Consider the following 15,000-nt stretch of genomic DNA (forward strand, 5'->3'; position numbering starts at 1 on the left):
GCGAGGAGAGAATCCTAAGGTGTGCGAGAGAACTCTGGTTAAGGAACTCGGCAAAATGACCCCGTAACTTCGGGAGAAGGGGTGCTTTCTTAACGGAAAGCCGCAGTGAATAGGCCCAAGCGACTGTTTAGCAAAAACACAGGTCTCTGCGAAGCCGTAAGGCGAAGTATAGGGGCTGACACCTGCCCGGTGCTGGAAGGTTAAGGAGAGGGGTTAGCGTAAGCGAAGCTCTGAACTGAAGCCCCAGTAAACGGCGGCCGTAACTATAACGGTCCTAAGGTAGCGAAATTCCTTGTCGGGTAAGTTCCGACCCGCACGAAAGGTGTAACGATTTGGGCACTGTCTCAACCAGAGACTCGGTGAAATTATAGTACCTGTGAAGATGCAGGTTACCCGCGACAGGACGGAAAGACCCCGTGGAGCTTTACTGTAGCCTGATATTGAATTTTGGTACAGTTTGTACAGGATAGGCGGGAGCCATTGAAACCGGAGCGCTAGCTTCGGTGGAGGCGCTGGTGGGATACCGCCCTGACTGTATTGAAATTCTAACCTACGGGTCTTATCGACCCGGGAGACAGTGTCAGGTGGGCAGTTTGACTGGGGCGGTCGCCTCCTAAAGTGTAACGGAGGCGCCCAAAGGTTCCCTCAGAATGGTTGGAAATCATTCGTAGAGTGCAAAGGCATAAGGGAGCTTGACTGCGAGACCTACAAGTCGAGCAGGGACGAAAGTCGGGCTTAGTGATCCGGTGGTTCCGCATGGAAGGGCCATCGCTCAACGGATAAAAGCTACCCCGGGGATAACAGGCTTATCTCCCCCAAGAGTCCACATCGACGGGGAGGTTTGGCACCTCGATGTCGGCTCATCGCATCCTGGGGCTGTAGTCGGTCCCAAGGGTTGGGCTGTTCGCCCATTAAAGCGGTACGCGAGCTGGGTTCAGAACGTCGTGAGACAGTTCGGTCCCTATCCGTCGTGGGCGTAGGAAATTTGAGAGGAGCTGTCCTTAGTACGAGAGGACCGGGATGGACGCACCGCTGGTGTACCAGTTGTTCTGCCAAGGGCATAGCTGGGTAGCTATGTGCGGAAGGGATAAGTGCTGAAAGCATCTAAGCATGAAGCCCCCCTCAAGATGAGATTTCCCATAGCGTAAGCTAGTAAGATCCCTGAAAGATGATCAGGTTGATAGGTTCGAGGTGGAAGCATGGTGACATGTGGAGCTGACGAATACTAATAGATCGAGGACTTAACCATATAATATGTAGCAATGTTATCTAGTTTTGAAGGAATATGCCTTCATAGTTTGGTGATGATGGCAGAGAGGTCACACCCGTTCCCATACCGAACACGGAAGTTAAGCTCTCTAGCGCCGATGGTAGTTGGGACCTTGTCCCTGTGAGAGTAGGACGTCGCCAAGCAATTAAAAACACAAGTCTTTTGACTTGTGTTTTTTTATTTCCCATGAAATAGGCTCGGTTCTGTTAGTAAAAAAGACGAAATATAGTAAGGGATTTTTTGAGCAGAAATAGTAAGAAATTGATAAATAAATGGATAATCTTCAGAGCCATAGCTCCCAAGTAAATCATACCACCAATCTGTTTCGTATCTAGAAATCATACTTAAATTGTAGAGCAATAAATAATGAACAAGAAGTTCAGGTAATACTGGTTTAGGATTTCTCGGGTCAATTGGAATTGGTAAGTAATAAGTATCAGCAAGATATTCGTAGTATAAAGGCGTACTATATATAGGGTTCCACGACTGGATAGGAGCTGTAAAAAGCAGATTCGATCCGCTCGTTTTCCCAGGAACATGTTGTATGGATAAATGCTTACAAGTTGATTCAATGTAACGTGAAAATCTTTCTGTAGTCATATGGAGTCGATCTAGTATGTTGACCGAAAAGGAAAGTTCATTTGTATTTGTTGAATCGATTTTATATAAAGTGGCCCCCCTTTGACTATAGCGAAATAAATTTTGTAATTCGGGAATATTTCCCATTAGATCTAGCATGTTAAACTTCTCTGCTTCTAAGTGTTTCATGTGAAACAGCTGTTCTGCAATATGAGTAAATAATCCATTTTTTTGCACCTTCACCTCATCTTCTAAAAATTGATACCCCTGTTTTTTTCGTTTACGAGTCGTAACACCATGAGCTAAAACAGTAGTGGATTCTGGATAGTTAGGATCAATAGTTAGTAAGCAGGCTTTAAAAAGTTGGCTCATTCCATAAAACAATAACATTGGCTGAATCGAAAAGGGGGCTACCTTATATAATTCATAATAGTTTTTCCCGTGTTCTAAGTAATAAATAAAGGGATAACAATTTTCGAAACTTTTTTTTTCAGCATCTTGTATGGAGGATTTTTCATAGCAACGGGCAAGATAACGTTGTACATTTTGAGATGAAAAGAAGAAACTTAATTGCTGCCAAGTACAATGTGTTTGATGCATATATTACGCTCCTTTTATTGTCTAAAAATTCTAACATATATATACGTCCTTGACAGTATTTTAACCAATTGATAAGCTACTAATAATAATTTCTGGTATCATGGGGGGAACAATTATGTGGGAATCTAAATTTGTTAAAGAAGGTTTGACTTTTGATGACGTATTACTTGTACCAGCAAAGTCAGATGTACTACCAAGAGAAGTAAGTGTTAAAACAGTTTTATCTGAAAGCTTACAGTTAAATATCCCGTTAATTAGTGCAGGAATGGATACAGTAACAGAAGCTGATATGGCTATTGCAATGGCTCGTCAAGGCGGTTTAGGAATTATTCATAAAAACATGTCTATTGAACAACAAGCGGAGCAAGTTGATAAAGTAAAACGTTCTGAAAGTGGCGTTATTTCAGATCCTTTCTTTTTAACTCCAGAACATCAAGTGTATGATGCAGAGCATCTTATGGGAAAATACCGTATCTCAGGTGTACCGGTTGTAAATAATTTAGACGAGCGAAAATTAGTTGGTATTATTACAAACCGTGATATGCGTTTTATCCAAGACTACTCAATCAAAATTTCCGACGTAATGACAAAAGAAAAGCTAATTACAGCTCCAGTTGGTACAACGCTGGAAGAAGCTGAAAAGATCCTACAAAAGTACAAGATTGAAAAACTCCCTCTCGTTGATAACAACGGTGTATTACAAGGGCTTATTACAATAAAAGATATTGAAAAAGTAATTGAATTCCCAAATTCTGCGAAGGATAAGCAAGGACGCTTATTAGTTGGAGCAGCGGTTGGTGTAACGGCTGATGCTATGCTTCGTATCGACGCATTAGTAAAAGCTAGCGTAGATGCAATCGTACTTGATACAGCTCATGGACATTCTCAAGGTGTTATTGATAAAGTGAAAGAAGTTCGTGCGAAATATCCATCACTAAATATTATCGCTGGAAATGTTGCTACTGCTGAAGCAACGAAAGCATTAATTGAAGCAGGTGCAAACGTAGTTAAAGTTGGTATTGGACCAGGCTCTATTTGTACGACACGCGTTGTAGCTGGCGTGGGTGTACCACAATTAACAGCAGTTTATGATTGTGCAACAGAAGCTCGTAAACACGGTATTCCAGTTATTGCTGATGGTGGTGTTAAGTACTCTGGTGACATGGTAAAAGCTTTAGCAGCAGGAGCACACGTTGTTATGCTAGGTAGTATGTTTGCTGGTGTTGCTGAAAGCCCTGGAGAAACTGAAATTTATCAAGGTCGTCAATTTAAAGTATATCGTGGTATGGGTTCTGTCGGAGCGATGGAAAAAGGAAGTAAAGACCGTTACTTCCAAGAAGGAAATAAAAAACTTGTTCCAGAAGGTATTGAAGGTCGAGTACCATATAAAGGACCTTTAGCCGATACAGTTCATCAATTAGTTGGTGGATTACGTGCCGGTATGGGATATTGCGGAGCTCAGAATTTAGAATTCTTACGTGAGAATGCACAATTCATTCGTATGTCAGGTGCTGGTTTACGTGAAAGCCACCCTCATCACGTACAAATTACAAAAGAGGCTCCAAACTACTCATTGTAATGTCTTATATACAAATAGACGGAGATTTGATATCTCTGTCTATTTTTTTTTGATTATGTTAGAATAACGGTTATGTGAGTACATAGATATTGGGGGTAGCAAAAGTGAAAGGTATGTTTTGCAAAAGATTCATTGCTTTAGTAACAATGCTTACACTAGCTTGTAGTATGTTGTTACCATATAGCAATGCATCAGCAGAAACAGGAGCTGCTTTAAACATTGAAGCAGGTGCAGCAATTTTAGTTGAAGCGAATTCTGGGAAAATTTTATATCAAAAGAATGCAGATGAATTATTATCAATTGCTAGTATGACAAAGATGATGAGTGAATATTTAGTTCATGAAGCAGTGGATAAAGGAAAACTTAAGTGGGATCAAAAAATTAAGGTTTCTGAATATGCGTATAAAGTTTCACAAGATGCTTCTTTATCAAATGTTGCATTAGAAAAAGGTGGCATTTATACAGTAAAAGAGTTATATGAAGCAATGGCAATCTTTTCTGCAAATGGTGCAACAATTGCATTAGCAGAAGCAATTGCAGGTAAAGAAGTAGACTTCGTAAAAATGATGTATGATAAATCGAAAGAACTAGGGTTGAAAAATTATAAATTTGTCAATTCTACAGGTTTAACGAATAAGGATTTAAAGGGAATGCATCCTGAAGGAACAACAGCGGATGAAGAAAATAAAATGTCTGCAAAGGATGTTGCAACTTTAGCACAACATTTAATTAAAGATTATCCAAAAGTGTTAGATACAGCAAAAATCCCGAAAAAAGAATTCCGTCCAGAAAAAGAGAAGTTTGCAATGTCGAACTGGAACTGGATGTTAAAGGGCTTAGTGAAAGAATATGATGGCGTAGATGGCCTGAAAACAGGCTCGACTCCAGAAGCAGGGGATTGCTTCACTGGTACGGTTGAAAGAAACGGAATGCGTTTTATTTCTGTAGTTATTAAAACAAGTTCTCATACAGCACGTTTTGATGAAACAAAGAAGCTATATGATTATGGATTTGCTAACTTTGAAATGAAGCAAATGTATAAAAAAGATTCTTCAGTAAAAGGACAAGAAACAGTACGAGTAGAAAATGCTAAAGATAAAGATGTAGCAGTTCAAACAAAACAAGCTGTTTCACTTCCGGTGCCAAAAGGAAGTAAAGATGTTTATAAAACAGAATTAAAAGAAGCAAATAAGGGACAAGAAGCACCTATTAAAAAGGGAGCTGCACTTGGCCAAATGGTAATCACACCAAAAGATGCGAATGATCCTGGATTTTTATCTGGTAAGTCATTACAAATAGATCTTGTAACAACGTCTGCAGTAGAGGAAGCGAATTGGTTTACTCGCTCTATGCGCGGAATTGGTTCTTTCTTTAGTGGTATATGGAATAGTGCTGTTGATACAGTAAAAGGTTGGTTTTAAAAGCTCCTCATTGTAGGGGCTTTTTCTTATTCCTATTTTTCATACCGACTTTATGAAAAAGTAGTAGACAAGCATCTGATAGTTAGTGGTAGAATGTAAGAGTATTCTTAATTTTCGCCTTTAACGGGGAAAAGCAATTCACCTAGGGGGGTTTTTGTAACATGACAAATGTAACAGGGACAGAACGTGTAAAACGTGGAATGGCAGAAATGCAAAAAGGCGGCGTTATTATGGACGTAATTAACGCTGAACAAGCAAAAATTGCAGAAGAGGCAGGCGCAGTTGCTGTTATGGCACTAGAGCGTGTACCAGCAGATATTCGTGCAGCAGGTGGCGTTTCTCGTATGGCAGACCCAACAATCGTTGAAGAAGTTATGGGCGCTGTTTCAATTCCGGTTATGGCAAAATGCCGTATCGGTCATCTTGTAGAAGCACGTGTATTAGAATCATTAGGGGTAGACTATATCGATGAGAGTGAAGTATTAACTCCTGCTGATGAAGTATACCATTTAAATAAACGTGATTACACAGTTCCGTTTGTATGTGGTTGCCGTGATATCGGAGAAGCTGCACGTCGTATTGCAGAAGGTGCATCTATGCTTCGTACAAAAGGTGAACCAGGAACAGGAAACATTGTAGAGGCAGTGCGTCATATGCGCCAAGTCAATGCAGAAATCCGTCAAGTTGCAAGTCTACGTGAAGATGAGTTAATGACATATGCAAAAAATACTGGTGCTCCTTATGAAGTACTACTTGAAATTAAACGCCTTGGTCGTTTGCCAGTTGTAAACTTCGCAGCAGGTGGTGTAGCAACACCAGCAGATGCAGCGTTAATGATGCAACTTGGTGCAGATGGTGTATTTGTTGGATCTGGTATCTTCAAATCAGAGAATCCAGAGAAATTTGCACGCGCAATCGTTGAAGCGACGACACATTATGAGGATTACGAACTAATTGCAAGCCTTTCTAAAGGATTAGGTAATGCGATGAAAGGTATCGAAATTTCAACGTTATTACCAGAACAACGTATGCAAGAGCGTGGATGGTAATTGAAGGAGAACTTTAAAATGGTGAAAATCGGTGTACTAGGTCTTCAAGGTGCAGTTCGTGAGCATATAAAATCAGTTGAAGCAAGTGGTGCAGAAGCTGTTGTTGTAAAGCGTATAGAGCAACTTGAAGAGATTGATGGTCTTATTTTACCAGGCGGTGAAAGTACAACAATGCGCCGTCTTATTGATAAGTATGCTTTCATGGAACCACTTCGTACATTCGCGAAGTCTGGTAAACCAATGTTTGGTACATGTGCAGGTATGATTCTTCTTGCAAAAACACTTATTGGCTATGAAGAAGCACATATTGGTGCTATGGATATTACAGTAGAGCGCAATGCGTTCGGACGCCAAAAAGATAGCTTTGAAGCCGCACTGTCAATTAAAGGTGTAGGAGAAGAATTTATTGGTGTATTTATTCGTGCTCCGTATGTTGTAAATGTAGCTGATGATGTTGAAGTACTTTCCACACATGGTGATCGAATGGTAGCAGTAAAACAAAATCAGTTTTTAGCTGCTTCATTCCATCCAGAATTAACGGATGATCATCGTGTGACAGCATACTTTGTAGAAATGGTAAAAGAAGCGAAAATGAAAAAAGTTGTATAAGTAACTTGCAACTTGTATAAGATTATAGTAAATTGATGGTAACAATTTTATAAAATAAGCGTGTTGATAGGAAGTAGTAACAAATGCCGTTTCTTATAGAGAGTCGATGGTTGGTGGAAATCGATAGAAACAGTTTGTGAATCCATCCTGGAATGGAATGTGGAATATCTTTATGATTAGTAAACATTCCCGGTGAAGAGCCGTTATTTCTACTTGAGAGGAAAGCGGTAATGCTTTCAACTAGGGTGGCAACGCGGGTTAACTCCCGTCCCTTTATATAGGGACGGGAGTTTTTTGTGTTTTATAAAATAAAAGGAGGAGTATATAATGCTTGATATTAAATTTTTACGTACAAATTTTGAAGAAGTAAAAGCAAAGTTACAGCATAGAGGCGAAGATTTAACTGATTTTGGTCGTTTTGAAGAGCTGGATACGAGAAGAAGAGAATTACTTGTTCAAACAGAGGAATTAAAAAGTAAACGTAACGAAGTATCTCAACAAATCTCTGTATTGAAGCGTGAAAAGAAAGATGCAGAAGCTCTAATTCTAGAAATGCGTGAAGTTGGAGAAAAAGTAAAAGATCTTGATAATGAACTTCGTACAGTTGAAGAAGATTTAGAAAGATTAATGTTATCTATTCCAAATATACCTCATGAATCTGCTCCAATTGGTGAAACAGAGGATGATAATGTAGTAGCACGTAATTGGGGAGAAGTGAAAGAATTTGCTTTTGAACCAAAACCACATTGGGATCTTGCTACAGATTTAGGAATTTTAGATTTTGAGCGTGCTGGGAAGGTAACAGGAAGCCGCTTCGTATTCTATAAAGGTGCTGGCGCGAGATTAGAGCGTGCTTTAATTAGCTTTATGCTTGATCTTCATACTGACGAGCATGGATACGAAGAAGTATTACCTCCGTATATGGTAAACCGTGCAAGTATGACAGGAACAGGACAACTTCCGAAATTTGAAGAAGATGCATTCCGTATTGAAAGTGAAGATTACTTCTTAATTCCAACAGCTGAAGTACCTGTAACGAACATGCACCGTGATGAAATCTTAAATAAAGAGCAACTGCCTATACGATATGCTGCATTTAGCTCTTGTTTCCGTTCTGAAGCAGGTTCAGCTGGCCGTGATACACGTGGCTTAATTCGTCAGCATCAGTTCAACAAAGTAGAGCTTGTAAAGTTCGTAAAACCAGAAGATTCTTATGAAGAGTTAGAAAAACTAACAAATGATGCAGAACGCGTGTTACAATTATTAGAGTTGCCATATCGCGTTATGAGCATGTGCACAGGCGATTTAGGATTTACAGCAGCGAAGAAATACGATATCGAAGTATGGATTCCAAGCTATGGCACATATCGTGAGATTTCTTCTTGTAGTAATTTTGAGGCTTTCCAAGCGAGACGTGCAAATATCCGTTTCCGTCGTGAGCCAAACGGCAAACCAGAACATGTTCATACATTAAATGGATCTGGTCTTGCAATTGGACGTACGGTGGCAGCTATTTTAGAGAACTACCAACAAGAAGATGGTACAATTATAATTCCAGAAGTTCTTCGCCCTTATATGGGAGGAAAAACAGTTATTAAGTAAATTTATAAACATTCATCGGTATGAGTGATTGGTAATTATGAGCGTTGTCAGTACTATAATGTAGGAGAGGAAAAGTAAAATTTTCCTTTCCTCATAATTTATTTTAGTAGGGTTGACTAACTGTTTTTCTTTTGATATTATATTTGATGTCAATATGGAGGTATACCCAAGTCTGGCTGAAGGGATCGGTCTTGAAAACCGACAGGCGGCGAGAGTCGCGCGGGGGTTCGAATCCCTCTACCTCCTCCAGATATAATTGACAACAGCGCATATAAGTGGAGATTGGAGAACTCGTTACCAACACGTAACGAGTTTTTATTTTAAAACCAATCATAAAGTATGGTGTAAGGCGATTTTGTCCTTATTACACACTCATATTCCGATGATTATCTTCATAGATATGAAAGGAGTCAACATGGATCTTATTATACAAACGTTTCCTTTAGATGGAAAAACTTTATATTATGTACAATGTCCTGTCTGTAAGAACAATAGAATTTTAAACAGTGGTGCAAATGTGTCACGCATTATAAGCGATGATACATTCCGTAAACTTTGTGGTTGCACTTGTGATGTAAAGCAAACTGCGACAAAAGTAGAGGCGCCAAAAAAAGTTGAAAAAGCAGCTGTAAAGAAAGAAGCAGCTCCAAAACGTACAGGTAAAGTATTAACAGCAGTGATTAACGGGAAAGAAATGACTGTTAAAGAGATTGCTGAAACATACGATATTAGTACAAGTACTGTTCGTCAGCGTATTAACGCTGGAAAACCTGAGAGTGAAATTATTGCTCCGACAAAAAAGAAGTAATTTAATAGAAAAACCCGTGCGTATGCACGGGTTTTTTATTTTACAAGTTTACGTGTTTGTTTTAAAAAATGGCCAATTTTTTTAATGATTGGTTCGATTGAATCACCATCTTTTAAAATATCGTATTCATTAATGTTTAATCGTAAAACAGGGCATGCATTAAAGTTATTAATCCAGTTTTCGTAACGGCCATGCATCTCTTTCCAATACTCAATTGGTGTTTGTTGTTCCATCGGACGTCCGCGTTCTTGGATACGATCAACAATATCATCGAAAGAACCTTCTAAGTAAATTAATAAATCAGGATGAGGGAAGTAAGGAGTCATGACCATAGCGTCAAATAAACCTTTGTATGTTTCATAATCAGTTTCCGTCATTGTACCTTTTTCATGATGCATCTTTGCAAAAATTCCAGTGTCTTCATATATAGAGCGATCTTGAACAAAACCGCCACCGTATTCAAAAATTCTTTTTTGTTCTTTAAATCGTTCTGCTAAAAAGTACACTTGCAAGTGGAAGCTCCAGCGTGTGAAATCAGCATAGAACTTGTCCAAATACGGGTTCGAATCTACCTTTTCAAATGATGTGCGATAACCTAAAGCGTTAGCTAATGCAGTTGTCATAGTTGATTTTCCGACACCTACTGTTCCAGCAATAGTGATTACTGCGTCATTTGGTATATCATATTTTTGCCTTAAATTCATTGTTATTCCGACTCCTTTAAGAGAGTATTTTGAAGGGCGGATAGGATGACGTTTAAATCATCAGGATTTTTTACAAAATCCATATCGTCTCCGTTAAATTTTAATACTGGGATATCTGGATGATCTTTTTTAAAAGTATCCATTGCTGTTTCGTAATCTTTTGTGAGCTGTAGTAAGTAATTTGGATCCATGTTTTTTTCGAATTCTCTTCCGCGCATCGCAATTCGTGTTTGTAATGTTTCCAAGCTAGCTGTTAAATAAACGATAACGTTTGGTACAGGCATATCTTGTGTAAGGATACGATAGATTTGCATGTACTTGTCATATTGAGAATTCTTTAATGTACGGGATGCAAAAATTAAATTTTTAAATATATGATAATCCGCTACTACTGGTTTCCTTTGATTCAAATACTTTATGTTAATATCTTCTAATTGTTTGTATCTATTACAAAGAAAGAACATCTCTGTTTGAAAACTCCATTCGTCGATGTCTTCATAGAATTTTCCTAAAAAAGGATTCTCATCAACAATTTCTTTTAGTAAGTGGAGTTGCATGTGAGTTGAAATTGCCTTCGCAAGTGAGGTTTTTCCAACACCAATTGGTCCTTCAACCGTGATAAATGGTACTCCGGTCACGCTGTTTCCTCCTTTCAATCAGTGATTTACCGTGACTACTAAAAACACAAAACAGAATTATTGTAGCACAGGAGGGAAGCGAGCGGGTTAATTTGATATAAAAAGTTAGAAAATAAATATATGTATTAATTAATTTTTATTTGAGATGACGGTACTATATTTGCTTTTAATGTGGCTTCCATTATTTTTAAAGCATGCAGATTATCCTGATCATGATTAGAGGCAATACAGTCCTGTGGTACATACAGTGTATAATTTCTCATATGAGCATCGTTAGCTGTAAAGAGGATACATATATTCCCGGCGACTCCTGTCAATATTAGATTTTCTATTTTTAAATAGCCCAATAAGGAATTTAAAGGTGTTTCATAAAAAGCAGAGTAATGTGGTTTAATAAAAATGTAATCATCAGTATTTGGAGCAATCTTATGAATGATATTTTCACTATACTCATTTGTACAATGAGTAATTAGTTGGTCAATATCAGATCTCCAAAGTTGATAATGGTCATTAACATAAATTATGGGGTAGCCAAAGGATTTCATTGTTTTCTTTAATTGTAAAATAGGGTTTGTTATAATTTCGCATTTTTTAGCTAGGGTGGGCCCGTGTGAAAATTGAAAATCATTAATCATATCGATAATGAGTAAGGCAGTATTCTTCATATGTAATCCCCTCTCTTTTTTATTAGGGTGGATTGAATTTGTAAAAGTTATCCCATGTGCAGTAAATGGAAAAAAGTGTATTTTATTTTAGGCGAAAGGACTATGGTATGGAACACGATCAAGATATTTATTTTATGCAGTTAGCAATAGAAGAGGCTAAAAAAGCAGAGGCAATACAAGAAGTACCGATTGGTGCAGTTATAGTGTTAGATGGTGAAGTAATTAGTGTTGCTCATAATTTAAGAGAAACTGAACAAAGATCAATAGCTCACGCTGAGTTATTAGCTATTGATGAGGCGTGCAAAAAATTAGGGACATGGCGTTTAGAAGATGCGACGTTATATGTAACATTAGAGCCTTGTCCGATGTGTGCGGGTGGAATTGTTTTATCACGAGTGAAGCGAGTTGTATATGGTGCAAGTGATCCGAAAGGTGGATGTGCAGGGACTTTGATGAATCTTTTAACGGATGAACGCTTTAATCATCAATGCGAGGTAGTTGCTGGTGTATTAGAAGAAGAATGCGGTACTTTGTTAACAAACTTTTTTAGAGAGCTTCGTAAAAAAAGAAAAGCGATAAAAAAATTAGAGAAAAGTAACGAGAATTAACGTATTTGCATTTTGTAAAAAAACAAGTTATACTGATAATGCCTTTTAATGAAGGCAACCGAATATTGGTTTTAACTTTGCCGTGCTAAGCGGGGAGGTAGCGGTGCCCTATACTCGCAATCCGCTCTAGCGAGGCCGAATCCCTTCTCGAGGTTATGCTGCTGTAAGGTCTGCCTTAAGTAAGTGGTGTTGACGTTTGGGTCCTGCGCAACGGGACCCCGTGAACCTTGTCAGGTCCGGAAGGAAGCAGCAATAAGCGGGTCTTCTCGTGTGCCGCAGGAGTGCCTGAACCGAGCTAACTGCTTGAGTAACGCTTATGGTACGTAATCGACAGAAGGTGCACGGCAGTTATATATGTATACAAAACTCACCTTAATACTAAGGTGGGTTTTTTGTATAGAAAATAACTTTTGGAATCTATAAACAGAATGGGTTATAATAAATAAGATAATAACCTTTGAGGGAGGCCGTATTTTCGTGTCATACCAAGCGTTATACCGAACATGGAGACCGCAAAAATTTGAAGATGTAGTTGGTCAAAAGCACGTGACAAAAACGTTGCAAAATGCCCTTCTTCAAGAGAAAGTTTCACATGCTTATTTATTTTCTGGGCCGAGGGGAACAGGAAAAACGACAATTGCAAAAGTATTTGCAAAAGCAATCAACTGTGAACATGCTCCGGTAGCTGAACCTTGTAATGAATGTCCTTCTTGTTTGGGGATTACACAAGGATCTATTTCAGATGTATTAGAAATTGATGCGGCTTCAAATAACGGTGTAGATGAAATTCGAGATATTAGAGATAAAGTAAAATATGCTCCAAGTGCTGTAGAATATAAAGTATACATTATTGATGAAGTCCACATGCTTTCTATGGGTGCCTTCAATGCGCTTTTAAAAACGTTAGAAGAGCCGCCAGGACACGTCATCTTTATTTTGGCGACAACAGAACCGCATAAGATTCCGCCTACAATCATTTCACGTTGCCAGCGTTTTGAATTTCGAAAAATATCAGTAAATGATATTGTTGAGAGATTATCGACGGTTGTGACGAATGAAGGTACGCAAGTAGAAGATGAGGCGTTACAAATTGTTGCACGTGCCGCTGAAGGTGGTATGCGTGATGCGCTTAGTCTTATTGATCAGGCAATATCTTATAGTGATGAGACAGTTACGACAGAAGATGTATTAGCTGTGACAGGTTCTGTTTCCCAGCAATACTTAGGTAACTTAGTAGAATGTATACGTGAAAATGATGTATCAAGAGCATTACGTATCATAGATGAGATGATGGGTAAAGGGAAAGATCCAGTTCGTTTTATGGAGGATTTCATTTACTATTATCGCGATATGCTTTTATATCAAACCTCACCACAACTGGAACATATGTTGGAACGAGTAATGGTAGATGAGCAATTCCGGATGTTAAGTGAAGAAATGCAACCGGAAGTAATCTATGAAATCATTCATACGCTTAGTAAGGGACAACAGGAAATGAAGTGGACAAATCATCCGCGAATTTTCTTAGAAGTTGTTATGGTACAACTGTGTCAACAGTTTATGATGCAAGCGAACGGTGCAGATCGTTTACAAGCAATTATGAACAGGATGCAGCAATTGGAGAAAGAGTTAGAACAAGTCAAAAAGAATGGTGTGCCGGCTGGTGTGCAGCAAGAAGTCAGAGAGACACGTGCAACACCAAAGCCAGTGCGTACAGGTAGTATGAAAATTCCTGTTGGACGCGTAAATGAAGTGTTAAAGCAAGCAAAGCGTCAGGATTTAGAACAATTAAAAGCTGTGTGGGGTGAGTTGTTAGGAAGACTCAAATCATACAACAAAGTAGCGTTTGCTGTTTTATTAGAAAATAGCGAACCGGTAGCGGCTTCGGATGATACTTACGTTTTAGCGTTTCAATATGAGATTCACTGTAAAATGGCAAGCGAGAACCGAGAAGCTATGGATACAGTGGAACAAGCCTTATTTGAACTGTTAAGTAAAAGATTAAATATGATTGCCATTCCAAAAAGTGAATGGGGTAAAATCCGTGAAGATTTTTTACAGCGTGAAGGCGAGAATTCTGAAGAAAGCCCAGAGAAAAAAGAAGATCCTCTTATAGAAGAGGCAGTAAAATTAGTAGGACAAGAACTTATTGAAATAAAAGAGTAATAATAATTAGGAGGAATTAATTATGATGCGTGGCGGAATGGGAAATATGAATAATATGATGAAACAAATGCAAAAGATGCAAAAAGATATGGCAAAAGCGCAAGAAGAACTTGGCGAAAAAACAGTTGAAGGTACAGCTGGCGGCGGTATGGTCACAGTTATTGCAAATGGTCATAAGCAAATTCTTGAAGTGAAAGTTAAAGAAGAAGTTGTAGATCCAGAAGATATCGAAATGTTACAAGACTTAGTGTTAGCTGCAACGAATGATGCACTTAAAAAAGCTGATGAACTTTCAAACTCTACAATGGGTAAATTTACAAAAGGCTTAAACTTACCAGGTGGAATGTTCTAGGAGGATACTGATATATGCATTATCCAGAACCGATATCGAAATTAATTGATAGTTTTATGAAGTTGCCAGGAATCGGACCGAAAACAGCGGTTCGATTGGCATTTTTCGTATTAGATATGAAAGAAGATGATGTGTTAGGTTTTGCAAAAGCACTTGTGAATGCGAAGCGAGATTTAGCGTATTGTTCTGTATGCGGACATATTACTGACCGCGATCCTTGTTATATTTGTAATGATTCGCATCGAGATCAGTCGATTGTTTGTGTTGTGCAGGAACCGAAAGATGTAATCGCAATGGAAAAGATGAAAGAGTATCAAGGTGTATATCATGTGTTACGTGGTGCGATTTCT

At 38.6% G+C, this 15,000-nt stretch carries 14 protein-coding genes, 1 tRNA gene, 2 rRNA genes, 1 other RNA gene and 1 other annotated feature (2 of these 19 running past the window's edge); of the genes, 14 read left to right on the forward strand and 4 right to left on the reverse strand.

What is annotated here, in order from left to right; genetic code table 11:
* Positions 1 to 1,249, forward strand: a 23S ribosomal RNA gene (locus ACU8YW_RS00050); it begins 1,673 nt to the left of the window's first position.
* A gap of 48 nt (positions 1,250 to 1,297) precedes the next feature.
* A 5S ribosomal RNA gene (rrf, locus tag ACU8YW_RS00055) occupies positions 1,298 to 1,413 on the forward strand.
* A 34-nt stretch (positions 1,414 to 1,447) separates the two neighbouring features.
* On the opposite strand, the gene ACU8YW_RS00060 is transcribed toward rrf, so the two are convergent.
* The gene (locus ACU8YW_RS00060) at positions 1,448 to 2,449 is read right to left on the reverse strand and encodes a YaaC family protein (RefSeq protein WP_088061445.1); all 1,002 of its coding nucleotides are present in this window, start codon (positions 2,447 to 2,449) and stop codon (positions 1,448 to 1,450) included.
* A 115-nt stretch (positions 2,450 to 2,564) separates the two neighbouring features.
* Between ACU8YW_RS00060 and guaB the strand changes: the two genes are divergently transcribed.
* The 7 genes from guaB (at position 2,565) to ACU8YW_RS00095 (ending at position 9,517) form a co-directional block, all read left to right on the forward strand.
* Positions 2,565 to 4,028, forward strand: coding sequence for an IMP dehydrogenase (gene guaB, locus ACU8YW_RS00065; RefSeq protein ID WP_000264076.1), 1,464 nt, complete (start codon positions 2,565 to 2,567; stop codon positions 4,026 to 4,028).
* 113 nt (positions 4,029 to 4,141) lie between these two features.
* Positions 4,142 to 5,449, forward strand: coding sequence for a D-alanyl-D-alanine carboxypeptidase DacA (gene dacA / locus ACU8YW_RS00070; RefSeq protein WP_446894108.1), 1,308 nt, complete (start codon positions 4,142 to 4,144; stop codon positions 5,447 to 5,449).
* A 161-nt stretch (positions 5,450 to 5,610) separates the two neighbouring features.
* On the forward strand, positions 5,611 to 6,498 hold the full coding sequence (gene pdxS, locus ACU8YW_RS00075; protein WP_000186157.1) for a pyridoxal 5'-phosphate synthase lyase subunit PdxS: 888 nt from the start codon (positions 5,611 to 5,613) through the stop codon (positions 6,496 to 6,498).
* 18 nt (positions 6,499 to 6,516) lie between these two features.
* Positions 6,517 to 7,107: a pyridoxal 5'-phosphate synthase glutaminase subunit PdxT gene (gene pdxT / locus ACU8YW_RS00080; protein WP_000238772.1), complete on the forward strand. Its 591-nt coding sequence runs from the start codon at positions 6,517 to 6,519 to the stop codon at positions 7,105 to 7,107.
* Between the two features lie 54 nt (positions 7,108 to 7,161).
* Positions 7,162 to 7,383, forward strand: a binding site (T-box leader).
* Positions 7,384 to 7,434: 51 nt separating this feature from the next.
* Positions 7,435 to 8,709, forward strand: a complete 1,275-nt coding sequence (gene serS, locus ACU8YW_RS00085) for a serine--tRNA ligase (RefSeq protein WP_048543009.1) — start codon at positions 7,435 to 7,437, stop codon at positions 8,707 to 8,709.
* 156 nt (positions 8,710 to 8,865) lie between these two features.
* Positions 8,866 to 8,958 (forward strand) — tRNA-Ser (locus ACU8YW_RS00090).
* A 166-nt stretch (positions 8,959 to 9,124) separates the two neighbouring features.
* Positions 9,125 to 9,517 carry a sigma factor-like helix-turn-helix DNA-binding protein gene (locus ACU8YW_RS00095; RefSeq protein ID WP_000364198.1) on the forward strand — a complete coding sequence of 131 codons (393 nt, stop codon included), beginning with the start codon at positions 9,125 to 9,127 and terminating at the stop codon, positions 9,515 to 9,517.
* Between the two features lie 35 nt (positions 9,518 to 9,552).
* Here the strand turns inward: ACU8YW_RS00095 and ACU8YW_RS00100 are convergent, their stop codons facing one another.
* The 3 genes from ACU8YW_RS00100 to ACU8YW_RS00110 form a co-directional block, all read right to left on the reverse strand.
* Positions 9,553 to 10,221 carry a deoxynucleoside kinase gene (locus ACU8YW_RS00100; protein WP_001053583.1) on the reverse strand — a complete coding sequence of 223 codons (669 nt, stop codon included), beginning with the start codon at positions 10,219 to 10,221 and terminating at the stop codon, positions 9,553 to 9,555.
* Between the two features lie 2 nt (positions 10,222 to 10,223).
* A complete protein-coding gene (locus tag ACU8YW_RS00105; RefSeq protein WP_000148207.1) occupies positions 10,224 to 10,859 on the reverse strand; it encodes a deoxynucleoside kinase in 636 nt (211 codons plus the stop codon).
* A 125-nt stretch (positions 10,860 to 10,984) separates the two neighbouring features.
* On the reverse strand, positions 10,985 to 11,524 hold the full coding sequence (locus tag ACU8YW_RS00110; protein WP_000798743.1) for a cysteine hydrolase family protein: 540 nt from the start codon (positions 11,522 to 11,524) through the stop codon (positions 10,985 to 10,987).
* A 107-nt stretch (positions 11,525 to 11,631) separates the two neighbouring features.
* Here ACU8YW_RS00110 and tadA point away from each other — a divergent pair, with 107 nt between their 5' ends.
* The 5 genes from tadA to recR all read left to right on the forward strand — a co-directional run.
* Complete coding sequence (gene tadA / locus ACU8YW_RS00115; RefSeq protein WP_002108901.1) at positions 11,632 to 12,132, forward strand: tRNA adenosine(34) deaminase TadA; 501 nt, start codon at positions 11,632 to 11,634, stop codon at positions 12,130 to 12,132.
* A gap of 80 nt (positions 12,133 to 12,212) precedes the next feature.
* An RNA gene (ffs, locus tag ACU8YW_RS00120) (signal recognition particle sRNA large type) lies at positions 12,213 to 12,477 on the forward strand.
* 132 nt (positions 12,478 to 12,609) lie between these two features.
* Positions 12,610 to 14,298: a DNA polymerase III subunit gamma/tau gene (gene dnaX / locus ACU8YW_RS00125; protein WP_000121581.1), complete on the forward strand. Its 1,689-nt coding sequence runs from the start codon at positions 12,610 to 12,612 to the stop codon at positions 14,296 to 14,298.
* 25 nt (positions 14,299 to 14,323) lie between these two features.
* Positions 14,324 to 14,650, forward strand: coding sequence for a YbaB/EbfC family nucleoid-associated protein (locus tag ACU8YW_RS00130; RefSeq protein ID WP_170771173.1), 327 nt, complete (start codon positions 14,324 to 14,326; stop codon positions 14,648 to 14,650).
* 14 nt (positions 14,651 to 14,664) lie between these two features.
* On the forward strand, positions 14,665 to 15,000 hold the 5' portion of the coding sequence (gene recR / locus ACU8YW_RS00135; RefSeq protein ID WP_446894025.1) for a recombination protein RecR. 261 nt of this gene lie beyond the right edge of the window; 336 of the gene's 597 nt are visible here — the first part of the coding sequence; it begins with the start codon at positions 14,665 to 14,667; its stop codon lies beyond the right edge, outside the window.

Source organism: Bacillus pretiosus (assembly GCF_052947655.1).